This window comes from Cupriavidus sp. 05N39 (assembly GCF_056397325.1).
This window is the reverse complement of record NZ_JBFTNE010000009.1, coordinates 17,118-42,813: the sequence shown is the minus strand read 5'-3', so window position 1 is coordinate 42,813 and position 25,696 is coordinate 17,118. Positions and strand designations below refer to the sequence as shown.

Genomic DNA, 25,696 nt, shown 5'->3' with positions numbered 1-25,696 from the left:
TCTTCAGCCCTGCTCCCACGCGCTGCACCAGCCGGCGGCGGCTACCTGCTTGTCGCCGAACAGCACGCAGCTGCCCGTCGACGGACTGGCGCCTTCCTGGAACAGCTGGCAGTTGGCGCAGGTCTGGCTGGCCGCATGCCTGGGGAATTTCGCCTGATCCACCTTGCGGGTGTCCGCCTTGTAGTCCAGCTTGACGGCCTGCGGATCCTTCTCGTCGAGCGTGGCCGCGCCGGCGCCGGACGGCGCCGCAACGGCCGCGAGGCTTGTGGCCACGGCTATCGGCAGTGTCTTCAGGAATTGACGGCGGGTCGACATGCGGCTTCCTTTTTCTGTGGGGATTGAAGACTGCCGGACTCGACGACATCACCGGTAGCGGACCGCGCGCGGCGCCTGGCTGACTGGTGTGAAGGCCGATATTCTGTGGGGGAGTTCCGGCGTGCGGCTGGTGTGGATTGTGGCACAGCGGCCGTCGCCTGGCGCGGCATGTGCGGTTTGCCGCCACCGGATTCTCCGCGGAATGGACAAGCCAGGGTGAATCGGGATAATCGTGGCTCCGCTGGCTGGCCTATGGCAAACTCGGCGCTGCCTTTTTTGCCGCAGGCGGGTTCACCGCCGCCACGCCAACCACACGCCATCCACCACTACGCCCATGACCGCTCGCACCAACACCGATACCCTCCGCCAGGCGCTGCAGGAACCGCTAGCGTTGCAACTGTCGCCCTTGATGGGCCCGGACTTCGCCGGGACGGCCGAGGGCGAGCGTTTTGCCATCTATACCGAACCGCCGGAAGCGCCCGGACGCGACGAAGTGCTGGCAACCCTGCGTGCCCAGCTTGAAGCGGAAGCCGGCGTACCGTTGCCCGGCGGCGACGCGCCTGTATCCGGCGAAGTCCTTGACAGCGAGGACTGGGAGCCCGGYCAGGCCTTCGAGATGGACATGGATAGCGACGAGGTCTGCGGCCAGGTCCTCTTCTACCGGCTGATCCTCGCGCGGGACCTGCATCCGGTCGGCTATTGCGCATTCGAAATCAATGCCGACGAAACCGGTGTGATCTTCGTGACCCTGGTCGAGTCGTGGGTTCGGCCGCAATACCGGCAGCTCGGGCTGGAGAGCGGCTTCGTGCTGCAGATGGGCAATGCCGTCTACAACCTGCTGGCTGACCTGGACGCGCGGCTGCAGGCCGCGGGCGAGCGCAGCGCGTCGTTCGAAGTGTTGCTGGGGCTTGAGCAGGCGTCCGTGGCAGGCACGGCGCTGTTGCGGTCGCTGGCCAACACGCTGCAAGGCTGGACCGATCCCTCCGCCGCGCGTGGCGCCGCCGGGCGCGAGCCGTTGGGCATTACCAGCGTCCGCGTTTCGGTGCTTCCCGCCAGTTCAGCGGATTGAGGAAGGGGGAGGCAACGCTCGTTGCCTCCGCTGCTTTGCCGCGTTCCGGAAAAGCGGGCGATGAAGTGAACGATCTCCGGCGCCAGGCCGCGTTGATCGTCATTACTGATCGTCACAACGCCGGCCGACGGCTGGCCCACTCGCGCACCGCCTGCGCAAACAGCCTCAGCGCGGTAGGCGGGTGCCGGTTAGCCGGGTAATAGAGGCACAAGCCGGGAAAGGAAGGGCTCCATCCCGGCAGCAGGTGGATCAGCCGGCCCGAGGCCAGGTGCTCCGCAACCTGATCTTCCGGGACCCAGGCGATGCCGATACCTGCCAGCGCTGCTTCGACCATCAGATTCAGGTTGCCAAGCGTCAGCGGCCCGTCGACATCGATGCTGGCGCTTTTGCCGCGATGCTCGAGATCCCAGCGGTAGAGCGCGCCACTCTCGAACCGGAAGCGGACGCATCGGTGCTGCCCCAGGTCGTGTGGCGCTTTCGGCGGCTCATGACGCGAGAGGTATTCCGGGGATGCCACTGCTGCGAACCGCATGTCAGGTCCGAAGCGGACGGCGATCATATCGCGCGGCACATCGTCCAGAACCCGTATGCCGGCGTCGAAACCGTCGGCCACGATATCCACGAGTCGTGTGTCCACGATGAACTCGACGTGTATGCCGGGGTAAGCCGCCAGGAAGTCCGGCAGCACATGGCGCACAAGCGGCCTTGCCGCGGACTCGGATGCGCTGATACGGATCGAGCCCGACGGCCGGTCGCTTGCTGACGCGACTTCGTTTACCGCATCCTCGATATCGGCGATAGCCGGCCTGACGCGCCGCAGAAGCTGTTCACCCGCTTCGGTCAGCGCGACCGACCGGGTCGTCCGGTTAAACAATCGCACATCCAGCTTCGCTTCGAGATTCCGCATTGCGTGACTTAGCGCCGACGGCGAAACGCCCAGCGTGCGCGCGGCCGCGCGAAAGCTTCGCTGCTCGGCAATGGTCATGAAAGCAGTCAGTTCGGACAGGCCAGCGCGCATCATTGATGAATTTCTCTCAACTCCCTGTGAAATGGTAAGCGGATTGTTGAATGAAGTACAGCAACCTAGAATCCACCACAGCAATCCACCACAGCAAATAGCGACTGACACGTGTCGGGCGTTGCCCGCGCAGCTACGGCCTCCCTGCAAAGGCCGTGACAGTAGCGCCCGATCAACGGCAACGATCCGCTGCGACATTTGGAAAAGAGAAATTATGCAAAAGCGCACACTTGGTAACAGCGGTCTTGATGTTTCGGAACTCGGCCTTGGCTGCATGGGCTTGAGCTTCGGATACGGCCCGGCCACTGAAAAGTCCGAAGGCATCAAGTTGATCCGGGCCGCATTCGAGCAAGGCATCACATTCTTTGACACGGCCGAGGCCTATGGCCCGTTCGTCAACGAGGAACTGGTCGGCGAGGCCTTGGCGCCATTTCGCGACCAGGTGGCGATCGCCACCAAATTCGGCTTCAAGGACGGCGATTCGACAAAGGGCCTCGACAGCCGGCCCGAGCGTATCCGCGCCGTCGCGGAGGCATCGCTGAAGCGTCTGAAGACGGATCGCATCGACCTGTTCTACCAGCATCGTGTCGACCCGGCCGTGCCGGTCGAGGACGTGGCGGGCACCGTCGGGGAGCTGATCCGGGAGGGCAAGGTCAAGCACTTCGGCATGTGCGAGGCTGGCGCGCAGTCGATCCGCCGGGCGCACGCCGTGCAGCCGGTGGCGGCGCTGCAGAGCGAGTATTCGCTGTGGTGGCGCGAGCCGGAGGAGAAGGTGCTGCCGACCCTCGAGGAGCTCGGCATCGGCTTTGTGCCGTTCAGYCCGCTMGGCAAGGGCTTCCTGACAGGGGCCATCGACGCGGGCACCACGTTCGACAAGACTGACTTCCGCAACGTTGTGCCACGCTTCTCCGAGGAAAACCGCAAGGCCAATGCGGGCCTCGTCGAGGTACTTGGCCGGATTGCGGACGGCAAGGGCGCCACGCGGGCACAGATTGCGATCGCCTGGCTGCTGGCGCAAAAGCCGTGGATCGCACCGATTCCGGGTACCACGAAGCTGCACCGGCTGAATGAGAACGTCCGCGCGGCCGCCGTCGAACTGTCGGCCGAGGATTTGTCCGTCATCGAGGCGGCACTGCAACGGATCACCGTCGCGGGTGATCGTTACCCGGCCCATCTCCAGCAGCGAGTCGATCGCTGACTTGCCTGTGGCGGCAACGCGCCGGTGTCCGGCCTTCCGGGTACCGGCGCGTTTGCCGTGCGCAGCAGGATATCGAACCATGTCACTGACGCCGGCACGCCTTTCGCGTACATCACCTGCCACCACGTATCGCCGCAGGCCTACGGCGTGCTGTTTGGTGCGGGCATCGCCGGCATCATGATCACCACCTGGTCAATTCAAGGCTGGTGACCCGGCTTGGCAGCGATCGCCTGATGCGGGCCGGTACCATCGGCGCGGCAATCGCGGGCATTCTGCTGGCAGTCGCCGCCCGGACTGGCTGGGGCGGGCTGGCGGGTCTGGTGATACCGCTTTTCCTGCTCGTCTCCGCAACCGGCCTTATCGTCGCCAATTCGATTGCCGGTGCGCTCAGCACGTTTCCCGGACGCGCCGGTGCCGTGTCGGCGCTGACCGGCGCCATCCAGTACGGCGCCGGCATCGTCGGCTCGGCTCTGGTCGGCGTCGGCACGGACGGTACACCCTGGCGGATGGGTGTCGTCATCGCCCTCCTGAGCATCGGCAGTCTGCTCTGCGCGCTGTTTCTCGTGCAATCTCCCGCCGTTGCGCCCAGCGTTATCAGGCCGGCTCGGGTTTCAACAGATTAGTGAAGCGGCCCGGACTCGCCCGGAGCGGTGTCGTCCTTGTCTGGGCGAGTCTGGCGGAACGCCTTATGGCCTTATGGCCTTATGACTTGCTCGTATGGCTCGGCTTGCCCTTTTGCCTCGTGGCGGCCATCTCGTGCAGCTCGGCTTCGCTCATCGACCTGAACATGGATTTCGAGGCGCCTTTCAGGCTACTTGCCTTCCGGTCGCCGCGCTTCGCGGAAAGCGCCGCGCCAGCGGCCATTTGTTGTGCCTTTGACTTCGCGTGCATGGAGATCCTCCTTCGCGTATGCAATGCGTGACCAAAGCCGCCACCGGATGGCGGCGGGGTATGCGCTTGGAGCAAAGCACGTGCCCGCGCAACGCCACGCTTGCCTGCCGGCGGGATACGCCTCCTCGTGGGTTGGGCCGCTCGGGTTTGGCGCCGCTGCCGCGTGGCAGTGGCGGCGAATAGTGCAACGCCGGTAGGAAAGTCTTCACGACGCGGCGCTCAGCCGTGCACCGAACGAGGATCATGGCCAAAGCTGTTGCGCGCACGGATCTGTCCGTCCAGGCCGTGAATCAGAAGTTCGACGTGCTCGCGCTGGGCGTCCCGGGTACCGGCTTCCACGGCGTCTTCCTGGGACGTGTGATGCGAGTTGGCATACCTCGCCCCCTCCTGGATCACGTCCCAGCCGGTTCCGTGCGGCAAAACGTGGATATTCCTGGCTGTCATGGCGATCTCCTGTTTGGGACGTGTTTGGACGTGTGAATATTTCCATTCTGGACCCGCCGTGACGCATGACCATCGGGGAGTGTCTGACAAAGGCGCAACGGGGAGACGGCGCCGTTTCAGTGCAGGTGTGGCGGTAGCGCTTTACTCGTCAGGACATCGCCGCAAGAAATATGCCGTGCTTTCCGGCGCGCCTACGCGTTAGCCGTGGGCGGGTCGCCGACGGGATCCGGATGGATCCGCATGATGGCGTCGCGCTTTTCCAGCAGGTGCCGCTTGAGAATCGAGCCGAGCAGCTTGCCGTCGCGCGCTTCCAGTGCCTTGATCATGTCTTCGTGATCGTGCACGGCGCGGTCCCACTTGTCGGTCTCGTGATTCGAGCGGAAACGCAGCGCCTTCAGGCGCCGGTTGATGCTCTGGTAGGTCTGGCGCAGCGTGGCATTGCGCGCCGCTTCGTTGATCCGGTCGTGGATTTCCTGGTTGCGGCTGTAGTAGCCCGGCAGGTCGTTCTGCACGCGGCAGGCCAGCATCGAATAATGCAGCGCCTTGATCTCCGCCAGCTCGGCCGGCGTGATGCGCTCGCATGCCAGCTCGCCCGAAAAAGCTTCGAGGCCGCTCATCAGCTCGAAGGTTTCCCACACTTCCGATTCCGTCATGCGCGAGACGCTGGCGCCTCGGTTGGGAGAAATCTCGATCAGGCCTTCCGCCGCCAGCACCTTGAACGCCTCGCGCAGCGGCGTGCGCGAGATCCCGAGGGTTTCGCACAATTCGCGTTCATTGAGCTTCATGCCTGGCGATAGCACGCCTTCCACGATGAATTTGCGCAGGTGCTCGACTACTGTGTCGTGAAGCCGTTGCCGTTCAACCTTGGGGAGGACCGGCGCAGGGCGGGAGAGGTCGCCGCCAACTGGATTCTGCATACAAAGTCCTTATCTTTGCGTTTTCCGCATTTTACTGCATCTCTCACCAGACGCGCAGCTTCGGGGTAAACACCCAGTGTTTACAGTCATTCAGCGCTTGGAAGGCGGTCCTTTCGTCTGCTAAAGTATTTTGAATGCAAAATTCATAATCCACAAAGGAGGGACCAATCCATGATCAAACTCGACTTCCACCCCGCTGGCCGCCACTTCCTTCAGATCCCCGGTCCGAGCCCCGTGCCCGACCGCATCCTGCGTGCGATGAGCTATCCGACCATCGACCACCGCGGTCCGGAGTTTGGCGCGCTGGGCCGCAAGGTCCTGGCCGATATCAAGAAGATCTTCAAGACCGCGCAGCCGGTGATCATCTATCCGGCCTCCGGGACGGGTGCCTGGGAAGCCGCGCTGACCAATACGCTGAGCCCCGGCGACAACGTGCTGATGTTCGAGACGGGTCACTTCGCCACGCTGTGGAAGAAAATGGCGGAGGCACTGGGACTGAAGCCGGAATTCCTGGGCCTGCCGGGCATCGAGGGCTGGCGCCGCGGCGTGCAGCCGGACATGATCGAAGCCCGCCTGCGTGCCGACAGCGCGCACGCCATCAAGGCCGTATGCGTGGTGCACAACGAGACTTCGACCGGCGTTACCTCGAATATTGCCGCCGTGCGCCGCGCTATCGACGCGGCCGGCCACCCGGCGCTGCTGTTGGTGGACACCATCTCCGGCCTGGCCTCGGCGGACTACCGGCACGACGAGTGGGGCGTGGACGTAACGGTGTCGGGTTCGCAGAAGGGCCTGATGCTGCCGCCGGGGATCAGCTTCAACGCGTTGTCGCCGAAGGCGATCGCGGCCAGCAAGCAGGCGAAGCTGCCGCGTGCTTTTTGGGGCTGGGACGAAATCATCGAAGCCAACAAGAACGGCTACTGGCCGTACACGCCGAACACCAACCTGCTCTATGGCCTGTCGGAGGCGCTGGACATGATCCTGGACGAGGGCCTGGACAACGTCTTCGCGCGGCACCAGCGGCTGGCCGAGGCGGCCCGCCGCGCGGTGGGGGCCTGGGGGCTGGAGATCCAGTGCGCGGACGCATCGGTGTACAGCCCGGTGCTGACCGGCGTGATGATGCCGGAGGGCGTGGACGCCGACGCGGTGCGCAAGCACATCTATGAACGCTTCGACATGTCGCTGGGGCAGGCACTGGGCAAGATGCGCGGCAAGATGTTCCGTATCGGGCATCTCGGCGACTGCAACGACCTGACCCTGATGGCCACGTTGTCCGGTTGCGAGATGGGGCTGAAGCTCGCGGGCGTGCCGGTGGCGGCGAGCGGGGTCGTGGCGGCGATGGAGTACCTGGCCGCGCATGCGGACGCGCCAGCGCTGAAGGCCGCGGCCTGAACCGGCACCGGAAGGCCGGGCGGCTTGCCCGCGCGGCAGGCGTACGCCGGTCTTCCTGAGTCACCGCAAGTGCAGACAGGCATGGCTTCACCTCCCGGGGTGAGGCCAGGGAGAGGTGTTGCCTTTTGGCGCCCCGCCGCCTGCGTGCACTAGCGGGAACCGGCCATAGAGCCGGCGGCGATGAATCTGCCCCGGCCCGGACCGGGCGGGCACGAAAAGAGGAACAAGCCGGGCGCGGCGCTGGGCAGGATCGCCGGCCTGCCTGCGGTCGAACTCATCCTCGCGTAACAAGCCGCGCGCAGATGCGGCACCGATACCCACAAGCCACTGGTAGAAAGCCATGAATGATTCCTCCCCCTCGCTGCTGGTCAAGCCGATCCACCTCGTGCCGTCGCAAGGCCGTGCCAGCTCGCCRCTGTCGGCACGACTGCGCAAGGAACTGCGCGGCGATGTGCTCTTCGACCGGGCCAGCCGGGGCCGCTACTCTACCGATGCCTCGATCTACCAGATCATGCCGGTCGGCGTGGTGGTGCCGCGCGACCAGGCCGACCTGATGCTGGCGCTGGAGATCGCCCGCGACGAAAAGGCCCCGGTGCTGGCGCGCGGCGCGGGCACCAGCCAGTGCGGCCAGACCGTTGGCGAGGCGCTGGTGATCGACAACAGCAAGTGGCTCAACAACGTCGTGGATTTCGATCCCGCCGCCCGCACCGTCACCGTGGAACCCGGCATCGTGCTGGACCACCTCAATGCCTGGCTCAAGCCGCACGGCTTGTGGTTTCCCGTGGATGTATCGACCGGAGCCCAATGCACCATCGGCGGCATGGCCGGGAACAACTCATGCGGCTCACGCTCCATCGAGTAYGGCAACATGGTGCACAACGTGCTGGGCATCGATGCCGTGCTGGCCGACGGCAGCCAATGCCATTTCGGCTCACTCAAAGAGGCTGTCGCGGACAGGCGCGTGGAGGGCATCCTGCAAGGCCTGCGGCGAATCGCCACCCGCGAGCGCGAGGAAATCGCCGAGCGCATGCCGAAGGTGCTGCGCCGCGTGGCGGGCTACAACATCGACCTGTTCGAATGCCAGAATCCGCGCGCCTATACCGACGACGGCTACGCCAATCTCTCGCATATCCTGGTGGGATCCGAAGGCACGCTCGCCTACAGCCGGCAGCTCACGCTGAAGCTGTCGCCGCTGCCGCAGCACAAGGTACTGGGTGTGGTGAACTTTCCCACGTTCTACCAGGCGATGGACATGACGCAGCATATCGTCAAGCTCAAGCCCGTGGCCGTAGAGCTGGTGGACCGCACCATGATCGACCTGTCGATGGAGAACCCGGCGTTCCGCCCGGTGATCGGGCAGGCCCTGTCCGGCGAGCCGCAGGCCATCCTGCTGGTCGAGTTCGCGGGCGAGGAGCACAGCGCGCTGCTGGCGCGGCTCGACGATCTCGCGACGCTGATGAGCGACCTGGGCCTGCCGGGCTCCGTGGTCAAGATGCCCGATGCCAAAGCCCAGAAGGCGCTGTGGGATGTGCGCAAGGCGGGCCTGAACATCATGATGAGCATGAAGGGCGACGGCAAGCCGGTGTCCTTCATCGAGGATTGCGCTGTTCCCCTGGAGCACCTGGCCGAGTACACGCGCCGGCTCACCGCCGTGTTCCACAAGCACGAGACCGAAGGCACGTGGTACGCCCATGCCAGCGTGGGCACGCTGCATGTGCGCCCGATCCTGGACATGCGGCGCGACGGCGCGCTGCGCATGCGCGAAATCGCGGAGGAAGCGGCCGCGCTGGTGCGTGAGTACAAGGGCGCCTATTCCGGCGAACACGGCGACGGGCTGTGCCGGGGTGAGTGGGTGGCCTGGCAATACGGTCCGCGCATCAATGCCGCCTTTGGCGAGATCAAGGCGCTGTTCGACCCGGACAACCGCTTCAACCCGGACAAGATCGTGCGGCCGCCGAAGATGGACGCGCGCGAGAACTTCCGCTTCGCGCCGGGCTACGCCGCGCTGCCGCTCGCGCCCGCACTGGACTGGTCCGCCTGGAACGTGACGCGCAACCCGCTGACCGGCGAGGAAACGGCGCCGGGCACGGGCAGCGACCGCGCGGGCGGGCTCGCCGCGGCAGTGGAGATGTGCAACAACAACGGCCATTGCCGCAAGTTCGACGCGGGCACCATGTGCCCGAGCTATCGTGTGACCAAGGATGAGCAGCACGTTACGCGGGGTCGTGCCAATACGCTGCGGCTGGCGATCTCCGGCCAGCTGGGCGATGAGGGCCTTGCCAGCGCGGAAGTCAAGGAAGCCCTGGACCTGTGCGTCTCCTGCAAGGGCTGCAAGCGCGACTGCCCGACGGGCGTCGATATGGCGAAGTTCAAGATCGAGGCCCGCCATGCCTGGACCAAGCGCCATGGCATCACCCTGCGCGAGCGCATGGTGGCCTTCATGCCGCGCTATGCGCCGGTCGCCAGCCGGTTCCCCGCGCTGCTCGCGCTGGCCGGCAGCATTCCCGGCATCTCCGGCGCGATAAAGCGCGCGGTGGGATTCGCGCCGCAGCGCTCGTTGCCACGCTTCAAGACATCGTTCCTGTCGAAAGCCCGGACCAGGGGGCAGGCAGCACCGGGCCGCGAAGTCATGCTCTTCGTGGACACGTTCACCAATTACATGGAGCCGGAAAACGCGCGGGCGGCGCAGCAAGTGCTGGAAGCCGCCGGCTACACGGTGCACTTCAACACCCGCGAAGGCGAGCGCCCCCTGTGCTGCGGCCGTACCTTCCTTGCGGCGGGGCTGGTGGACCAGGCCAGGGAGGAAGCGCGGCGCCTGCTGGATGCCGTCAAGCCCTATGTCGACCGGAACATCCCGATCGTGGGGCTGGAGCCTTCGTGCCTTCTGTCCCTGCGCGACGAGTTCCTCAATTACGGCTACGGCGACGAGGCCAGGAAGCTGGCCGCCCAGGCCTTCCTGTTCGAAGAATTCCTGGTGCGGGAGAAGACGGCGGGACGCCTGGCCCTCGATCTCGATGCGCTGCAGACCGGCGAGGCCCTGGTACATGGCCACTGCCACCAGAAGGCCTTCGATGCCTTCACCCCGGTGCAGACCGTGCTCGGCTGGATCCCCGGCCTGAAGGTGTCGCCGGTGGATTCCTCCTGTTGCGGCATGGCGGGCAGCTTCGGCTACGAGGCCGAGCACTATGAGGCATCGAAAGCCATGGCGGAACTCTCGCTGCTGCCGGYGGTGCGCCAGCGCGCGGCCAACGCCCTGGTGGTCGCCGACGGCACCAGTTGCCGCCACCAGATCCTGGACGGCGCGGACACCGAGGCCGTGCACGTGGCGCGCGTGCTGGCGATGGCGCTGAAGCGGAAAGACCAGGGGCAGCTGCATCATGCGTGAGCACACCGGCCCGGCAGCCGCCAGGCGGCCACCCTTGCGGCTTCCCGAGCCGGCCGCGAAGGGCGATGCGCTGGAGGACGTGGGTTCACCGGCGCTGCTGGTGGACCTGGACGCCTTCGAATCGAACCTGCTGCAGATGCGTGACCTGGCGGCTGCCGCGGGCGTGGCCTTGCGCCCGCATGCCAAGGCGCACAAGTCCGTCGCCATCGCCCGGGCCCAGATGGCCCAGGGAGCCGCGGGCATCTGCTGCCAGAAGCTGAGCGAAGCCTATCCGTTCGCGGCGGCCGGCATCGCCAGCATCCATATCAGCAACGAGTTCGCCGGCGCCGACAAGGTGGCCATGGCGATAGAACTGGCCGGGCATGTGGCGCTGAGCATCTGCGCCGATGACGTGCGGCAGGTGAGGGCGGTGGGGGCCGCCGCCACCGCCGCGGGCGTGAAGATCACGGTGTTGCCGGAGGTCGACGTGGGACACGGACGCTGTGGCGTTGCCAGCCGCGATGCCTTGAGCGCGCTGGCTGACGCCATCGCAGCGTTTCCGGCATTGCGGTTCGGCGGCCTCCAGGCGTATCACGGCCCGGCCCAGCATATCGCCGCCTGGGCGCAGCGCCGCCAGGCCGCGCAACGGGCTGCCGAAGCGGCGCATGCCTATGTCCGGCACCTGGATGCGCGCGGCATCGCCTGCCCGGTGGTCACGGGCGGGGGGACCGGCACCGCGGAGTTCGACGTCGGCAGCGGCGTCTACACCGAGATCCAGCCGGGGTCCTATCTGTTCCTGGACGGACATTACGGCGCCAATGAATGGATGGGGCAATTCCGGCCGGCGCACAGCCTGTTCATCGCGGCCACGGTGATGAGCACGGCTCGCCCCGGCGTGGTGGTTTGCGATGTCGGCCTGAAGACGGTGGCGGTCGATTCCGGCCTGCCGCGGCTGTGGTCGCGCGACGGCAACGGGTCGCTGCGCTACGTCGCCGCCAACGACGAGCACGGCGTGCTCGAAGTGCTCAACGGCGACAGCCACGAGTTGCTGGGCGGCAAGCTGCTGCTGATCCCGGGGCACTGCGACCCTACCGCCAACCTGCACCGGCACTACGTCTGCTTCCGGCAGGGGCGGGTAGCCGGCCTGTGGGATATCGATRCGCGAGGCCTGAGCCGCTGATGCATCGGCCGGTGGCGCTTGCGACCGTGGGGGCCCACAAGTTGCTGGTCACCTCGTCCGCGCTCCATACCGTGCCGATGGTCAGCAACCTGCCGTTCAGCTGGCGCGACCTGACGCCGGTGGCGATGCTAGCGGACTTGCGCGCCAAGGCGCGGCGCATGCCTGAGCGCGTCCGGGCGCGGGTAGTGGCGGCGGAGTTGGCGCAACGCCACGGAATCCTAATGCGCCAGGCTTGTAATCCGGCGCGCGGCCAGCGCTGCCAGCACGGGCGCCACGGCAAAGCTGGCGAACAGCCAGGCGGCAGCCGACTGCGCGCCCGCGGTGCCGCCGGGGACGATCAGGCCAGYGGCATTCGCCACCAGCCCCGCGATCGCTGCGCCGATCGCCATGCCGTAGAGCTGGACGGTTGTGATCGCGGCCGAAGCCGTGCCTTCCTCGCCGTGCGGCGCCAGCGTCAGCACGCGCGTCARCAAATGCGGCCAGCCGATGCCCACGCCAGCGCCCGCGCCGGCCAGCGCCAGGCCACTGAGCAGCGTGCGAGCCGTCGGCGCCAGGCTTGCCCCCGCCGGTACCACTATCGCCAGCGCGATCAGGCTGGCGGCGCACAGTACCGGCCCCGCGCGCAGCAGCCGTGCCGCGCCCGTACCGCCGTGGCCGGAGGAAAGCAGCGCGCCCAGGCTCCAGCCACCCGCCATCGCGGCTGTGAGATAGCCCGCGGCCAGCGGTGTGTGGCCATGCAAGGTCTGCAGGAAATAAGGCACGAAGACTTCGGTGGTGGTGCCGATCAGGAGCAGGGCCACGCTGGCATAGACCGCGCCCAGCGGCGTGCCGGGCTCGGTGCCGCCGCTAGGCAGCAACCGCACCAGCGCGCGCCGGTCCCACACAATGGCGGCGGCGCCGAATGCCAGGCCCGCGGCCACGCCGGCGGCCTGCCAGCCCATCGCCGCCGACAGGCTGCCGGCGGCGACAGCCAGGATCGACGCAGCCAGCAGTGCGATCTGCGCGGCGGGAATGCTCGGCGCGGCGGCGGACGATGCGCGCTCGCCGGCCGGGCGCAATTGCACCGCCACCAGCAAGCCCTGCATGATGGACACCGGCAGCAGCGTCCAGAACGCCCAGCGCCAATGCCCCACCTGGGCGAACAATCCGCCCACGGCCGGCCCGCAGAGCGTGGCGATGCCCCACATGCCCGAGACCAGCGCCACCGCGCGGGGCCATAGCGGCGGCGCGAACACAACCCGGATCAGTGCATAGCTAAGCGCTGCCAGCGTGCCGCCGCCCAGCCCCTGCACGCCACGGCTGGCCAGCATCCAGGGCATGGACGGCGCCAGCGCGCAGCCCGCCGATCCCAGTGCGAACACGGCCAGCGCGGCAATGAAGGCACCGCGCGGTCCCAGGGCGGCCAGAAGCCGGACGGACAGCGCGGCGCCGACGATGGAGGCGACGACGAAAAGCGTGGTGTTCCAGGCGTACCAGTCCAGGCCGCCAATGTCCCGTACCACGGACGGCAGCACGGTGGTGACAATGTGGACGTTGATGGCGTGAAGCGCCACGCCGCCGGTAAGGGCGAGGGCAAGTAACCCGTTCTTGCCAAGGAGCAGTTCGCGCCAGGCGCCGGTGAAGGCTTGTTCAGGGGGCATTGAGAGCGTGCGGCAGGATGGCTGCCACCTTATTATCCAAAATGATGCTTGGATAATAAGGTGGTGCCGTGAATTACACAAGCAATGGCTTGGTATTTCCGGATCCCGGGTCGCTCCCGATGGCGCCGGCTTACTGTCTAGCCCCGCACGTCGCGAGGGTCGTGACCATAGCTGTTGCGCATGCGGATCTGGCCATCCTGGCCGTGAACCAGCAACTCTACCTTCTCGCGCCTGGCGATCACCGTGGCGGCCTCGACGGCTTCCTCCTGATTGAGGAAATGGGCTCGCTCGCCCCTGGCGCCTTCATGGACGACATCCCAGCCGTCGCCGTGAGGCACGACATGTACGTTGCGCTGCGCTTTCGAATCCATGGAGGTCTCCCGGTATCCGTGGCCCGAGGCCACGCTCTGCTCTGTATTGTGACGCGCTGGAACAGTAGCGCCAGGGGGCGCAGTCCCGCAGGTTCACGCGCCTCGCAGGAATCAAGCATAGGTGTTCTGGCCCGACGGTGCCYGGCGGGCTGTCAGGATGCCGCCTGGCGTACCAGGTAATCCACCAACAGCTTCGCCGCCGGCGAGAGGCTCGCCTCGTCGCGGAAGCAAATCGCGAAGCGGCGCTGCGCCCAGCTATCCGTGAGCGGGACCATCTGCACGCCAAAGCTGGCGGAAAGGGGCTCAACTACCTCGCGGGGCACGATGGCAAGACCGAGGTTTGCGCGGACGCAGCGCAGGGACGCATCGAAGGAGGAAACCACCACCCGGTACGCCATCGGCTTGCCGATGATGGCCGCCGCGCGCGCCAGCATGGTGTGTACCGCGGTCTGCCCGGGCAGGCCGATATGGTCGAATTCAAGCGTCTGCTCGAAGGAACACTCCGCCTGGCTCGCGAGCGGATGCGAGGAATGCACGATGGCTGCCAAGGTATCGCTGCGATAGGGCCGGGTCTGGAGTCCTTCGAGATCCGCGGCATCCCAGCAGATGCCCAGCGGCGCGGAGCCTTCCCGCAGTGAGCGGACAAGCTCGCGGCTGATGCTCTCCTCGACGGTGACGCGGATATCCCGATGGTCAGGCACTTGCAGAAAGCTGGCGATATCGTCGGGGAGCGACTCGGCCATGCACGAGACAGTGGACAGCAGGCGGACTTGTCCCTTGATGCCAGTGCCGTAGTCGGTCATATCGCGCTCCACGCGATCAGCCGCGGCCAGCATGGCGCGTGCGTGCTCTAGGAGGATCTCGCCAGCCGCGGTCGGTATCACCCCACGCCGGCGCCGCTCGAACAGCGTGACGCCCACGGTGTCTTCCAGTTGAGCCAGGCGCTTGCTGATGGCCGAAGCCACGATGTGTTGCTGTTCGCCGGCGCGCGCCATGTTGCGCGTCTCGCAAACCGCCACGAACAGGCGCAGGGAGGTGAGGTCCAGGTCACGCATCGGAAGCTTCCGGTGTTGAGTTCAGGATTTCCGATATGGAAATTTAGCGTAGTAATTTTAGCGGGTGTTGCGTTGCTCAGGAATTTCTAAACCGGGGGCGCATGGGATGGTGTGATGCTAGCCAGCCATTCCGATTCGGAATGTTAGTGCTTCTGGATTAGCGCTTCTGCCTTCGATTGGAATGGCATAGAGTGCTCATGCCAGACCGAAACACGAACATCCGAGGGGACCCAGACAGAATGACAACACACGCTGAATTCGCTCCACGCCGGGCCGTGATTCGGGAGGTCGGGCTGCGCGACGGCCTGCAGAGCATCGCCACCATCCTGCCGACCTCCGCCAAGCGCGAGTGGATCCAGGCGGCCTATGCGGCAGGCCAGCGGGAAATAGAGGTCGGCTCCTTCGTCCCGGCGAAGCTGCTGCCGCAACTCGCCGATACCGCGGAACTCGTGGACTTTGCCAGGTCGCTGCCGGGGCTGTTCGTCTCGGTCCTGGTACCAAACCTGCGGGGCGCGGAAAACGCCATCGCCAGCGGCGCCGACCTGATGCTGGTGCCGCTGTCCGCCAGCCATGCCCATAGTCTGGCCAACCTGCGCAAGACGCCCGACGAGGTGGTGGCCGAGGTGGCAAGGATCCGCGCCGCCCGCGACGCGGCCGGCTCCAGGACGCTGATCGAAGGCGGCGTGGGCACGGCCTTCGGCTGCACGCTGCAGGGACATGTGGATCCGGACGAGGTGCTCCGCCTGATGCAGGCCCTGCTGGATGCGGGCGCCGATCGCGTCAGCCTGGCGGACACGGTGGGCTATGCCGATCCCGCAATGGTGCGCAGCCTGTTTGAACGCGCCACGGCAATCGCCGGCGACCGCTTCTGGTGCGGCCATTTCCACGACACGCGCGGGCTTGGCCTGGCCAACGTGTATGCCGCCCTGCAAGCCGGCGTGACCCGCTTTGATGCCTGTCTCGCCGGGATTGGCGGTTGCCCGCACGCGCCCGGCGCCAGCGGCAATGTCGCCACCGAAGACCTGGCCTACCTGCTGGGCAGCATGGGCTTCGATACCGGCATCGATATCGACCGGTTGCTGGCGCTGCGCGAGCGCGTGGCCGGCTGGCTGACCAATGAGACCCTGCACGGCACGCTGTGGCGCGCCGGCCTGCCCAAGACATTTCCCGCATCGGTGGCCGATGCTGCCGCCGCCTGCGCCTGAGAGAGAAAATCATGAGCACTGAACATGCCTCCTTGCCGCTCGCCGGCGTCCGCGTGGTTGAGTTCACCCATATGGTGATGGGCCCGACCTGCGGCATGATCCTCGCGGACCTGGGCGCGGAAGTCATCAAGGTCGAACCCCCCGGCGGCGACAAGACGCGCAACCTGCCCGGCCTTGGCATCGGCTTCTTCCGCTCGTTCAACCGCAACAAGAAGAGCGTCGTCATCGACATCACCACCCCGGAAGGACAGGCCACGGCAGCGGAACTGGTTGGCCAGTGCGATGTGTTGCTGGAGAACTTCCGCCCGGGCCTGATGGAGAAATGCGGGCTGGACTACGCCACGTTGTCCGCCAGATTCCCCGGGCTGATCTACGTGTCGCACAAGGGCTTCCTGCCCGGCCCTTATGAAAACCGCCTGGCGCTCGACGAAGTCGTGCAGATGATGGGAGGCCTGTCCTACATGACCGGGCCCAAGGGCCGCCCGCTGCGCGCGGGTACCTCGGTGAACGACATCATGGGCGGCATGTTCGGCGCCATCGGCGTGATGGCCGCCCTGCGGGAGCGCGACCGTACCGGCAGGGGGCAGGAAGTGCAGAGCGCGCTGTTCGAGAATTGCGTGTTCCTGTCGTCCCAGCATATGCAGCAGTTCTCGATGACAGGCGAGCCGCCGCCGCCGATGCCGTCGCGCGTGTCCGCCTGGAGCGTCTACGACGTGTTCACGCTGGCCGGAGGCGAGCAATTGTTTATCGGCGCCGTCAGCGACAAGCAGTTCAACATCTTGTGCGGCGTGCTGCAACGTCCCGACCTGGCTGCCGATCCGGAGCTCGCGACCAACGCCATGCGCGTCGCGGTACGTCCGGCATTGCTGGAACGGCTGGGTGCGATTCTCAAGGACCATCGCGTGGAAGAACTCTCGCCGAAGCTCGAAGCCGCGGGCATTCCCTACGCGCCCATCATGCGTCCGGAGCAACTGCTGGATGACCCTCACCTGAAGGCAAGCGGTGGCCTCGTGCCGATGCAGACCGAGGATGGCGGCACCACGGACGTCGTGCTGCTGCCGCTGCTGATGGGCGGACGCAGGCCCGGCGTGCGCATGCCGCTGCCGGGCATCGGCGAGCACAACGACGAAATCCTGTCCGGCCTGCGCACGCGCACGCCGGATTGAATCTACCCGCATTGCCGCGTGGCATCGGATGGCCACGCGGATCAGAACGATAAGCATACGGAGACAGACATGGCATTCCCCCTTTCGCGCCGGGCGGTACTCGGCATGGCCGCTTCGGCCATCGCACTCGCGGTCGCCTTGCCGGCCGGCACCGTCATGGCCCAAGGCTCGGGCCGGCCGGTACGCCTGATCCTGCCTATCAGCGCGGGCTCGGGCGTGGATGCTATCGCGCGCGCCGCCGGACCGTCGCTCGGCAAGAGCCTGGGCCAGCCGGTGGTGATCGAGAATCTCCCCGGCGCCGGCGGCATTACCGGCGCAGCGGCGGTGGCCAAGGCGCCGCCCGATGGCACGACGCTGGGCCTGTTCTCCAACAACCATGTCATCAATCCGAGCGTGTACAAGAAGATGCCGTTCGACGCGATCAAGGACTTCACGCCCATCAGCGTGATCGGCTCGACGCCGCTGGTCCTTGTGGTCAACCCCAAGGTTCCCGCGAAGAACGTGCAGGAACTCGTTGCCTTGCTCAAGGCCAAGCCCGATTCGCTCAACTATGCGTCATCGGGCAACGGTACCATCATCCAGCTCGCCGCGGAGATGTTCCTCGATGAAGCGCACGTCAAAGCCCGGCACGTGCCCTACAAAGGCACCGGCCCGATGATGACCGACCTGATCGCGGGCCAGGTGGAGATGGGGGTCGTGGCGCTTAACGCCGTGGCGCCGCACCTGAAGAACGGCACCCTGCGTGCGATCGGCCTGTGCGGCGCCACGCGCTCGCCCGCCGCGCCGGAGATTCCAACCATCGCCGAACAAGGTTTGCCAGACTTCGCGGTCGAGGGCTGGTTTGCCGTGGTGGGTCCGGCAGGGCTTCCGCCGGCCGAGGTCAAGCGCCTCAACACCGTGTTCGTCAAGGCATTCACCAGCCCGGATGTCCTGGAAGCGATGAAGAGGCAGGGCAATACGATCAATCCCGGCACGCCGGAGGCCGCCGCGAAGTTCTTCCAGAGCGAAGCGGCGCGCTATGCGGCACTGGTCAAGAAGGCCAATGTGACCCTGGAGTGAGGTCGGGGTGTGCTGTCGCGGCGGGGCAACCCCTGCCGGCTTTCCCCGCTTCCCGTTGTCTCGCTCCCTGTCGGAAAATGTGCTTGATGCCGGTCACTACGCCGGTCTGCACGACCCCCGGAGCCGTCGTGGCCGCGTTGACCGCGCTTCCTTTAAAAGATGCCGTCGCCATCCTCCATGAGGATCACGTGGAGGATCTAGCTTTTGCGCCGCTGCACGGCGGTCAGTATCCCCCGCAGGATCTCGATGGGGGGAGGCGGGCAGCCAGGCACGGCGACGTCGACGGGGATGACGTTGGCGACGCGACCGCAACTCGCATAGCTCTCGCCGAAGATGCCTCCTGTACAGCCGCAGTCACCCACCGCGACCACGAGTTTCGGCTCTGGCGTCGCGTCATAGGTACGCCGCAAAGCGTCTTCCATGTGGCGCGAAACCGGTCCTGTCACCAGCAGCATGTCAGCGTGGCGCGGGCTGGCAACGAATTTGATGCCAAGCCCCTCAATGTTGTAGTAGGGGTTGTTGAGCGCGTGGATTTCCAGCTCGCAGCCGTTGCACGAGCCTGCATCGACCTCCCTGATCGTGAGCGCCTGACCGAGGATGTCGAGGATGTCCTGGTGGATACGTTGCATCGCGGCGCCACCATCGCCATCGACGGCCGGGGGCGGCTCCGTGACGATGCCAGTGCGGACGATTTGTTTGAGGATGCGCCACATCAGAGGTCGTGTCCCGAATAGCTGAGGTTGAATGACTTGTTGATCAGCGGAAAGTCCGGAACGATGTTGCCAATGACCGCGTGCTCAAGCACCGGCCAGTTCTGCCAGGAGGGATCATGGCAGTGGCAACGCAGGATTCTGCCGTCAGCGCCGATTTCGAGCGCCACAARGATTTCGCCGCGCCAGCCCTCCACCCAGCCTGCTCCGATGGAGATCGCGTCCTGCGCCCGGATGCCGGCATGGATCGTGCCGCCGGGCTGTTCCGAGCAGATGGCGCGAACAAGCCGCAGGGATTCAATGGTCTCGTCAAAGCGCATCGCCACGCGTGCGGCGACATCGCCATCGCGGTGCGTGGCCATCGTGACGTCTAACCGGTCATAGGGCGGCCATGCGTGGTCGCAGCGCAGGTCCGCCGCTTGCGCRCTGGCGCGTCCGGCGAGCCCCGCGAGGCCAAGCTGGGCGGCAAGTTGTGGCGTTACCCGGCCCGTGGCGCGAAACCGGTCCTGCAGTCCGGCATGCTGGTCATAGACGCGCCGCAACGCGCGAACTTCGCGCTCGATGCCGTCGCACTGCTTGCGCAGCCGGTCCATCATGCGCGGCGCCGGATCGATCGCGACACCCCCGGGCACCACCGCATCCATCATGAAGCGATGTCCGAAGGCTTCCCCGGACAGCCGGTGCCAATCCTCGCGCAGCCGCGAGAACTGAGCCAGTCCAAAGGCCAGTCCGGCATCGTTGCCCAACGCACCGAGGTCGCCCAGGTGGTTGGCCACGCGCTCGCGCTCCAGCATCAGGGCGCGCAGCGAGGCCGCCCTTGCCGGTATTTCGCTCCCCGAGGCGGATTCCAGCGCCATACAGTAGGCCCAGGCATAGGCCACGGTCGAGTCGCCTGAGATGCGGCCTGCGAGCCGGTAAGCCTCACTCGGCGCCAGTTCGGTGAAGCGGCGTTCGATGCCCTTGTGCGTGTAGCCGAGGAGGGCTTCAAGGCGCAGCACCTTTTCGCCGACGACGGAGAAGCGGAAGTGGCCGGGTTCGATGATGCCGGCATGCACCGGGCCGACGGCTATCTCATGCACCCCATCGCCATCGACACGTACGAAGGCGTAGTCCGCGGGCAGCCTGCCCGCGGCGGCCAGCGGTTGCGTCCCATGTTGCAGGGGGAATGACCCGGGTGGCCACAGGCCATGGTCGAGCCACGGGCGCTGGTCGTGGCTGCCTTGCACCCGGATGCCCGAGAGGTCCGCCATGGCGCGCTGCATCCGCCCGGCACACGGGAAGATGCCGGCCAGATCCGGAACCCCCTGAGCCGGGCCGCCGAGCCGCAGTTCGAGCCAGACCAGTCCATCCGGTACGGCATACGCGGCGCATGCCGCCAACGTCCCGCCCGCAGCGCTGCGATCGGCGCCCCACACGGAAATCAGTCGTCCGCCCGTGTCCGCGACCGTGCGCGCTGCCGCGCTCCATGCATCGGGACCGGCGAGCCCGTGCCATACCGGCAGCGGTGCCGGGAGGCGATGCAGGTCGAGTCCGAGTTCAGGCAGGGCCATGTGCTCAACCCCCCAGCATGGCGGCCGCCTGGCGGTACCACGCATCCAGGTACGGCGGGATATAGAGACCCAGCATCAAGCCGAGTATGAGGTGCAAGAATACCGGGACCAGCGCCGGCGGGTGCGGCAGGGGTTTCAGGGTGGTCTCGCCGAAGACCATCGGTTGCACGCGGCTGAACACTGACGCAAAGGCCAGGCCGAGCGCGACCAGCAGGAAGGGCGTGGCCCAGGGTTGTTCCCGCATCGCGGTCGTCACGATCAGGAACTCGCTGGCGAACACGCCGAACGGTGGCATGCCCAGAATGGCCAGTACGCCCAGCATCAGGCCCCAACCGACCGTGGGGCTGACCCGGACCAGCCCGCGGATCTCGTCCATGGCCTGGGTTCCCGCTTGCTGGGCCGCATGGCCGACGGCGAAGAAGATCGCGGACTTGACCAGCGAATGCACCGTCATGTGCAGCAGTCCGGCGAAGCTGGCGATCGGGCCGCCCATGCCAAAAGCGAAGGTCATCATGCCCATATGCTCGATGGAGGAGTAGGCGAACATGCGCTTGACGTCCCGCTGACGGATGAGGAGCAAGACCGCCGCCACTACGGAAACCAGGCCGAAGCCCATCATCAGGCGGCCGGTGAGATGGTTGTTCAGCGCGCCGTCCGTCAACACCTTGCAGCGCAGGATGGCGTAGAGCGCCACATTGAGCAGCAGGCCGGACAGCACGGCGGACACCGGGGTTGGCCCCTCGGCATGCGCGTCCGGCAGCCAGTTGTGCACGGGAACCAGGCCGACCTTGGTGCCATAGCCGATGAACAGGAAGGCAAACGCCAGGGTGATGATATTCGGGTCCAGCCGGCCCTTGACCGCATCGAGGTTGGTCCACAGCAGCGCGCCGCCCTCGGGGCCAATGACCTGCTCGGCCGCCATGTAGAGCAGCACCGTGCCAAAGAGCGCCTGGGCGATACCCACGCCACACAGGATGAAGTACTTCCAGGCCGCCTCGAGGCTGGCCGCCGTCCGGTACACGCTGACCAACAGCACCGTGGTCAGCGTGGCGGCTTCCATCGCCACCCATACGATGCCCATATTGTTGGTGGTCAGCGCCAGCAGCATCGTAAAGGTGAATAGCTGGTACATGCTGTGGTACAGGCGCAGCCGCGGCGGCGTCATCTTGCCGTGGTCGCGCTCCACGCGCATGTAGGGCCGCGAGAAGATGGACGTGGTCAGGCCCACGAACGCGGTCAGCGTAACGAGAAACACGTTCAGGGCGTCTATGTAGAACGCACGGTCCCACGCGAGCGTGGGACCGTCGTCGATAATTCGCCCGGTGAGCAGGCAGGCCGCGATGAAGGTGCCCAGGCTGAACACGACGTTGACGTCGCGCGCATGATCGCGATGACCGACCAGCGCCAGCACCAGCCCGCCGGCGAGCGGGGTTGCAAGCAGGAAGGCTAGCGCGATCAACTCAGTCCTCCTTCAGCTTCTCTAGGTGGCGGATGTCCAGGCTGTCGAACTGCTCGCGGATCTGGAACATGAACACGCCCAGGATCAGCACGCCGATCAGCACGTCCAGCGCGATGCCTAGCTCGACCACCATCGGCATGCCGTAGGTCGCCGAGGTCGCGGCAAAGAACAATCCATTCTCCATGGCCAGGAAGCCGATGACCTGCGGTATCGCCTTCGACCGGGTGATCATCATCAGGAACGAAAGCAGTATGCAGGCCAGCGCGATGCCGAGCGTGCCGCTGGCCAACTTCACCGACAGCCGCGAGATCGGCATGGCCAGGTTGAACGCGAAGATCACCACCAGAATGCCGATCACCATGATGGTCGGAATGTTGATCAGCGTCTCTACGTCCCAGCGGATATCAAGCCGGGTGATGACCCGGTGCAGGAGATAGGGGATCAGCAGCACCTTAAGCGCGAAAGTCACGCCGGCCGACAGGTACAGGTCTGGCTGCCGGGTCACGTAGCCGACCACGGCCGTCGCCAGCGCCAGGGTGGCGCCCTGCAGCGTGAACAGGTGGATCAGCGTCAGGATGCGGCGCTGCGAGATCATCCCGAAGGCCAGGATCAGCAGCACCGCGCCGAGCAGGTTGACAAACTGGGTCAGCAGGGTGCTCATGTCAGCGGGCAAGCAGCAAATGCACCAGCATGCCGATCACCGCCAGCAAGAAGGCGGTAGCCAGGAATTCCGGGACGCGGAAGATGCGCATCTTGGCGCTCACCGTCTCCAGCGCGGCAAGCAGGATGCCGCCCACCATGAGTTTGGCCAGCAGCGCCGGCAGCGCCAGCAGCATGGACGATGGCGCCTGGGCCTCGGCGATGCCCCAGGGGAAGAACAGCGCGAGTCCGATACACGAGTAGGCGAACAGCTTCAGGCTCGCGGCCCACTCGATGAGTGCGAGGTGGCGGCCTGAGTATTCCAGGATGAGCGCCTCATGGATCATCGTCAGCTCCAGATGCGTGGCGGGGTTGTCGACCGGCACGCGTGCGTTCTCCGCCAGCGACACCATGGTGAACGCAACGCCGGAAAAGGCCAGCCCGGGGTAGATCGCCAGTTGGCGATGGGCGAGTGTCTCGACGATGGTAGTGAGCGATGTCGATTTGGAAACCAGCGAGGCCGAGAACAGCACCATCAGCAATGCCGGCTCGGCAAGAAACCCGATCAGCATCTCGCGCCGCGCCCCCAGGGTGCCGAAGGCGGTGCCGATGTCCATCGCCGCCAGCGAAATGAAAACCCGTGCCAGCGCAAACAGGCCGACCAGCGCGATCGCATCGGCCGCGGGCGCCAGCGGGAGGTCCGTCGAGAGGGTTGGGATGATCGCGCATGCCAGCGCCATGCAGCCGAACACCACATAGGGCGTGACGCGGAACAGCGGCGATGCGTTGTGTGCCACCACCGATTCCTTGTTGAACAGTTTGTGCAGCGTGCGATATGGCTGCCAGAGGCTAGGCGCGGATTTGTTCTGCAACCAGGCACGGCATTGATTGACCCAGCCCGTCAGAAGCGGCGCCAGGGCGATCGATATCACGATCTCGATCGACTGTGACAGCAAGCCGGTGACTGTCATGGAGACCTCATCGCATCACCGCCAGTAGCGTGGCAATCAGAGTCAGGAAGCTATACAGCAGATACACGGAGATGCGCCCCTGCTGCATCAAGCCGGCCAGCCGCGCCAGATACGAGGCCAGATCGACAGCGGGCAGGTATAGCCAGCGCCAGAAGCGGTCCTCAATGGTCACGCGGTAGCGCGGCCGTTCGTCGAAGGGCGTCGGCAGCTCGCGCTCCATCAGGAAAAAGGGTTCGAAGATCTGCCGGATAGGCTGGCCGAATCCCTCGGCGGTGTCCTGCATGCGCGCGGTGCCCCAGGGAAACCCGCAGGCCCACGGCGGGCCGCGGCGCAACCGGCCGTGGTACAGCCAGCGCACGAGCACGTAGGCCAGGGCAAAGCTGGCCAGGATGCCGAGCAGGAAGATGACCGGCCCATAGCTGGCCTGGTCCCGGTTGGTCGGCGCCAGCAGCCATCCGCTTGCCGCTACCTGGGCACCCAGGCCGGCGGTGACCAGTTGTCGCGTCACCGGGTCGATCAGCTGAATGAACTGCGTCGGCAACAGGCCAAGCGCCACGCAGCCAAGGGCCAGCCACGCCATGCCCGCGCATTCCCAGGGGCCGGCGTCATGCGGGTGGGTGAGCTTGTGCTCGCGCGGCTGGCCGAGAAAGATCACGCCGAAGAACTTGACCATCGTATAACCGGCCAGCGCCGCCACCAGCGCGATCAGCGCGGCGACCACCGGAATCAGCATGGTCAGCAGTGGCATCGGCAAGCCGGGCGTGAACAGGAAGCTCTGCAGCAGCAGCCACTCCGACACGAAACCGCCGAGCGGAGGCAGGCCTGCGCTGGCCAGCACCCCCAGCAATGTGAGCCAGCCCACCCGGGGCATGTACCGTATCAATCCGCCCAGTTTGCCCAGGCTTCGCTCGGCGGTCGCATGCAGCACGCTGCCCGTGCCGAGAAAAAGCAGGCTCTTGAAGAAGGCATGGCTTGCGACGTGATAGAGCGTCGCGGTCAGGGCTAGTGCCGCCATCGGCCTCATGTCATAAGCCGAAAAGATCAGGGTCAGGCCCATGGCGACAAACAGCAGGCCCATGTTCTCGATCGACGAGTAGGCCAGCAAGCGCTTCATGTCGGTCTGCACCGCGGCGAAGACCACGCCGAACAGGGCGGTGGCCAGGCCGATGGCCAGAAGCAGCGCACCCCACCACCACAGGCGCATGGACAGCAGATTGAAGGACACGCGCAACAGCCCGTAGATGGCTGTATTGAGCATGACGCCGCTCATCATCGCGGAGACCGGCGAGGGCGCTGCCGGATGTGCCTCCGGCAGCCAGACATGCAAGGGCAGTATGCCGGCCTTGGCGCCGAAGCCGAACACGGCAAGCAGGAAGGCAATCGATGCCCAGAAGGGCGTCAGAGCCTGGCCGCGCATGTTGGCGAAGGTGTAGTCACCGGTGTTGGCCTGCAGCACACCGAAGCAGAGCAGAATTGCGATCGCGCCGATCCGCGCCATCGTGATGTAGATGTAGCCGGCGCTGCGCACCTCCGGAATGCGGTGATTCGCGGTCACCAGGAAGAATGACGACAGCGCCATGGTCTCCCACATCACCATGAACGAATAGGCATCGTCAGCCAGAATGACACCGGCCATGCTGGCCAGGAACAGGTGATATTCCAGGCAAAGCAAGCCTGGCGGCGTGCCCTCGCCCTTGCGGAAATACCCGGCCGCGAACATGGAGATGCCCGCGGTCGCGCCGCCGATGACCATCAAGAAGTAAGCGGAGAGGCTGTCGAGCCGGACGTGGAAGGGCAGCGACGGCAGCCCGATGGCCAGTACTGCGACCTCCGGCGTGCCGTGTACCGAGGCGAGCGCGAAGCCGGAAAGCGCCAGTCCAAGCAATCCACCGAGAGGGAAGAGAACGCGAGACACCAGGGTCAGCCGCTGCAGCGCGAGAACGCCCGCGGCCCCGACCAGCAACCAGGCCCCCACGACAATAAGCACCCAGTCGATATGGAGCCATTGTGCGGCCGGGGGCAGGCTGCTCATGGCCTAGCCCTTGCGGCGTGCGGTGCGCCGTTTGGCGGGCGGGGCTTCAGA

The 25,696-nt window shown here is 66.0% G+C and carries 22 protein-coding genes and 1 pseudogene; 9 read left to right on the top strand and 14 right to left on the bottom strand.

Annotation, left to right across the window (positions count from 1 at the left end; all coding sequences use genetic code 11):
- Positions 1-3: 3 nt before the first annotated feature.
- Positions 4-315, bottom strand: coding sequence for a high-potential iron-sulfur protein (locus AC1DN0_RS06545; protein ID WP_441629042.1), 312 nt, complete (start codon positions 313-315; stop codon positions 4-6).
- 334 nt (positions 316-649) lie between these two features.
- Here AC1DN0_RS06545 and AC1DN0_RS06540 point away from each other — a divergent pair, with 334 nt between their 5' ends.
- Positions 650-1,384, top strand: a complete 735-nt coding sequence (locus AC1DN0_RS06540) for a hypothetical protein (RefSeq protein WP_441629040.1) — start codon at positions 650-652, stop codon at positions 1,382-1,384.
- Between the two features lie 112 nt (positions 1,385-1,496).
- Here the strand turns inward: AC1DN0_RS06540 and AC1DN0_RS06535 are convergent, their stop codons facing one another.
- Positions 1,497-2,405, bottom strand: coding sequence for a LysR family transcriptional regulator (locus tag AC1DN0_RS06535; protein ID WP_441629098.1), 909 nt, complete (start codon positions 2,403-2,405; stop codon positions 1,497-1,499).
- 211 nt (positions 2,406-2,616) lie between these two features.
- On the opposite strand from AC1DN0_RS06535, the gene AC1DN0_RS06530 reads away from it, so the two are divergent.
- Positions 2,617-3,600: an aldo/keto reductase gene (locus AC1DN0_RS06530; RefSeq protein ID WP_441629038.1), complete on the top strand. Its 984-nt coding sequence runs from the start codon at positions 2,617-2,619 to the stop codon at positions 3,598-3,600.
- A gap of 90 nt (positions 3,601-3,690) precedes the next feature.
- Positions 3,691-4,223 (top strand): annotated as a pseudogene (locus AC1DN0_RS06525) (MFS transporter); the annotation flags it as partial.
- A gap of 79 nt (positions 4,224-4,302) precedes the next feature.
- Here the strand turns inward: AC1DN0_RS06525 and AC1DN0_RS06520 are convergent.
- The 3 genes from AC1DN0_RS06520 to AC1DN0_RS06510 form a co-directional block, all read right to left on the bottom strand.
- Entirely contained in the window at positions 4,303-4,491 is a 189-nt protein-coding gene (locus AC1DN0_RS06520; protein ID WP_441629036.1) for a DUF3008 family protein, read from the bottom strand.
- A gap of 219 nt (positions 4,492-4,710) precedes the next feature.
- Positions 4,711-4,935: a DUF2188 domain-containing protein gene (locus AC1DN0_RS06515; RefSeq protein WP_035864358.1), complete on the bottom strand. Its 225-nt coding sequence runs from the start codon at positions 4,933-4,935 to the stop codon at positions 4,711-4,713.
- 191 nt (positions 4,936-5,126) lie between these two features.
- Positions 5,127-5,852: a GntR family transcriptional regulator gene (locus AC1DN0_RS06510; RefSeq protein ID WP_035864360.1), complete on the bottom strand. Its 726-nt coding sequence runs from the start codon at positions 5,850-5,852 to the stop codon at positions 5,127-5,129.
- A gap of 171 nt (positions 5,853-6,023) precedes the next feature.
- Between AC1DN0_RS06510 and AC1DN0_RS06505 the strand changes: the two genes are divergently transcribed.
- The 3 genes from AC1DN0_RS06505 to AC1DN0_RS06495 all read left to right on the top strand — a co-directional run bounded on the left by AC1DN0_RS06505 (position 6,024) and on the right by AC1DN0_RS06495 (position 11,788).
- Complete coding sequence (locus AC1DN0_RS06505; protein WP_441629033.1) at positions 6,024-7,244, top strand: pyridoxal-phosphate-dependent aminotransferase family protein; 1,221 nt, start codon at positions 6,024-6,026, stop codon at positions 7,242-7,244.
- A gap of 340 nt (positions 7,245-7,584) precedes the next feature.
- Positions 7,585-10,629 carry an FAD-binding and (Fe-S)-binding domain-containing protein gene (locus AC1DN0_RS06500; RefSeq protein ID WP_477145607.1) on the top strand — a complete coding sequence of 1,015 codons (3,045 nt, stop codon included), beginning with the start codon at positions 7,585-7,587 and terminating at the stop codon, positions 10,627-10,629.
- Entirely contained in the window at positions 10,622-11,788 is a 1,167-nt protein-coding gene (locus tag AC1DN0_RS06495; protein WP_477145606.1) for a DSD1 family PLP-dependent enzyme, read from the top strand. Before AC1DN0_RS06500 ends, AC1DN0_RS06495 begins: the two co-directional genes overlap by 8 nt.
- Before the next feature lie 218 nt (positions 11,789-12,006).
- Here AC1DN0_RS06495 and AC1DN0_RS06490 read toward each other — a convergent pair whose 3' ends face one another.
- The 3 genes from AC1DN0_RS06490 to AC1DN0_RS06480 form a co-directional block, all read right to left on the bottom strand.
- Complete coding sequence (locus AC1DN0_RS06490) at positions 12,007-13,428, bottom strand: MFS transporter (protein ID WP_477145605.1); 1,422 nt, start codon at positions 13,426-13,428, stop codon at positions 12,007-12,009.
- A gap of 137 nt (positions 13,429-13,565) precedes the next feature.
- The gene (locus tag AC1DN0_RS06485; protein ID WP_441629025.1) at positions 13,566-13,799 is read right to left on the bottom strand and encodes a DUF2188 domain-containing protein; all 234 of its coding nucleotides are present in this window, start codon (positions 13,797-13,799) and stop codon (positions 13,566-13,568) included.
- Positions 13,800-13,951: 152 nt separating this feature from the next.
- Entirely contained in the window at positions 13,952-14,854 is a 903-nt protein-coding gene (locus AC1DN0_RS06480; RefSeq protein WP_441629023.1) for a LysR family transcriptional regulator, read from the bottom strand.
- A gap of 239 nt (positions 14,855-15,093) precedes the next feature.
- Here AC1DN0_RS06480 and AC1DN0_RS06475 point away from each other — a divergent pair, with 239 nt between their 5' ends.
- The 3 genes from AC1DN0_RS06475 (at position 15,094) to AC1DN0_RS06465 (ending at position 18,284) form a co-directional block, all read left to right on the top strand.
- The gene (locus AC1DN0_RS06475) at positions 15,094-16,059 is read left to right on the top strand and encodes a hydroxymethylglutaryl-CoA lyase (protein ID WP_441629021.1); all 966 of its coding nucleotides are present in this window, start codon (positions 15,094-15,096) and stop codon (positions 16,057-16,059) included.
- A gap of 11 nt (positions 16,060-16,070) precedes the next feature.
- The gene (locus tag AC1DN0_RS06470; protein ID WP_441629019.1) at positions 16,071-17,225 is read left to right on the top strand and encodes a CaiB/BaiF CoA transferase family protein; all 1,155 of its coding nucleotides are present in this window, start codon (positions 16,071-16,073) and stop codon (positions 17,223-17,225) included.
- A 69-nt stretch (positions 17,226-17,294) separates the two neighbouring features.
- Positions 17,295-18,284 carry a tripartite tricarboxylate transporter substrate binding protein gene (locus tag AC1DN0_RS06465; protein WP_441629017.1) on the top strand — a complete coding sequence of 330 codons (990 nt, stop codon included), beginning with the start codon at positions 17,295-17,297 and terminating at the stop codon, positions 18,282-18,284.
- Between the two features lie 197 nt (positions 18,285-18,481).
- Here the strand turns inward: AC1DN0_RS06465 and AC1DN0_RS06460 are convergent, their stop codons facing one another.
- The 6 genes from AC1DN0_RS06460 to hyfB are packed head-to-tail and all read right to left on the bottom strand — an operon-like array spanning position 18,482 to position 25,645.
- Complete coding sequence (locus AC1DN0_RS06460; protein ID WP_441629015.1) at positions 18,482-18,997, bottom strand: NADH-quinone oxidoreductase subunit B family protein; 516 nt, start codon at positions 18,995-18,997, stop codon at positions 18,482-18,484.
- Entirely contained in the window at positions 18,997-20,544 is a 1,548-nt protein-coding gene (locus tag AC1DN0_RS06455) for a hydrogenase large subunit (RefSeq protein ID WP_477145604.1), read from the bottom strand. Before AC1DN0_RS06455 ends, AC1DN0_RS06460 begins: the two co-directional genes overlap by 1 nt.
- A gap of 4 nt (positions 20,545-20,548) precedes the next feature.
- Positions 20,549-22,003, bottom strand: coding sequence for a hydrogenase 4 subunit F (locus AC1DN0_RS06450; RefSeq protein ID WP_441629011.1), 1,455 nt, complete (start codon positions 22,001-22,003; stop codon positions 20,549-20,551).
- A 1-nt stretch (position 22,004) separates the two neighbouring features.
- Positions 22,005-22,664 (bottom strand): formate hydrogenlyase, encoded by a 660-nt coding sequence (locus AC1DN0_RS06445; RefSeq protein ID WP_477103023.1) that lies wholly within the window; start codon positions 22,662-22,664, stop codon positions 22,005-22,007.
- A 1-nt stretch (position 22,665) separates the two neighbouring features.
- A complete protein-coding gene (locus AC1DN0_RS06440; RefSeq protein ID WP_441629007.1) occupies positions 22,666-23,613 on the bottom strand; it encodes a respiratory chain complex I subunit 1 family protein in 948 nt (315 codons plus the stop codon).
- 7 nt (positions 23,614-23,620) lie between these two features.
- Positions 23,621-25,645: a hydrogenase 4 subunit B gene (gene hyfB / locus AC1DN0_RS06435; protein WP_441629005.1), complete on the bottom strand. Its 2,025-nt coding sequence runs from the start codon at positions 25,643-25,645 to the stop codon at positions 23,621-23,623.
- Positions 25,646-25,696: the final 51 nt, after the last annotated feature.

Excerpts from the sequence above, each read along its gene's own strand:
- AC1DN0_RS06545 (WP_441629042.1), bottom strand. The coding sequence starts at position 315 with ATGTCGACCCGCCGTCAATTCCTGAAGACACTGCCGATAGCCGTGGCC.
- AC1DN0_RS06535 (WP_441629098.1), bottom strand. The coding sequence starts at position 2,405 with ATGATGCGCGCTGGCCTGTCCGAACTGACTGCTTTCATGACCATTGCC.
- AC1DN0_RS06520 (WP_441629036.1), bottom strand. The coding sequence starts at position 4,491 with ATGCACGCGAAGTCAAAGGCACAACAAATGGCCGCTGGCGCGGCGCTT.
- AC1DN0_RS06515 (WP_035864358.1), bottom strand. The coding sequence starts at position 4,935 with ATGACAGCCAGGAATATCCACGTTTTGCCGCACGGAACCGGCTGGGAC.
- AC1DN0_RS06510 (WP_035864360.1), bottom strand. The coding sequence starts at position 5,852 with ATGCAGAATCCAGTTGGCGGCGACCTCTCCCGCCCTGCGCCGGTCCTC.
- AC1DN0_RS06505 (WP_441629033.1), top strand. The coding sequence starts at position 6,024 with ATGATCAAACTCGACTTCCACCCCGCTGGCCGCCACTTCCTTCAGATC.
- AC1DN0_RS06485 (WP_441629025.1), bottom strand. The coding sequence starts at position 13,799 with ATGGATTCGAAAGCGCAGCGCAACGTACATGTCGTGCCTCACGGCGAC.
- AC1DN0_RS06480 (WP_441629023.1), bottom strand. The coding sequence starts at position 14,854 with ATGCGTGACCTGGACCTCACCTCCCTGCGCCTGTTCGTGGCGGTTTGC.
- AC1DN0_RS06475 (WP_441629021.1), top strand. The coding sequence starts at position 15,094 with ATGACAACACACGCTGAATTCGCTCCACGCCGGGCCGTGATTCGGGAG.
- AC1DN0_RS06470 (WP_441629019.1), top strand. The coding sequence starts at position 16,071 with ATGAGCACTGAACATGCCTCCTTGCCGCTCGCCGGCGTCCGCGTGGTT.
- AC1DN0_RS06465 (WP_441629017.1), top strand. The coding sequence starts at position 17,295 with ATGGCATTCCCCCTTTCGCGCCGGGCGGTACTCGGCATGGCCGCTTCG.
- AC1DN0_RS06460 (WP_441629015.1), bottom strand. The coding sequence starts at position 18,997 with ATGTGGCGCATCCTCAAACAAATCGTCCGCACTGGCATCGTCACGGAG.
- AC1DN0_RS06445 (WP_477103023.1), bottom strand. The coding sequence starts at position 22,664 with ATGAGCACCCTGCTGACCCAGTTTGTCAACCTGCTCGGCGCGGTGCTG.
- AC1DN0_RS06440 (WP_441629007.1), bottom strand. The coding sequence starts at position 23,613 with ATGACAGTCACCGGCTTGCTGTCACAGTCGATCGAGATCGTGATATCG.
- hyfB (WP_441629005.1), bottom strand. The coding sequence starts at position 25,645 with ATGAGCAGCCTGCCCCCGGCCGCACAATGGCTCCATATCGACTGGGTG.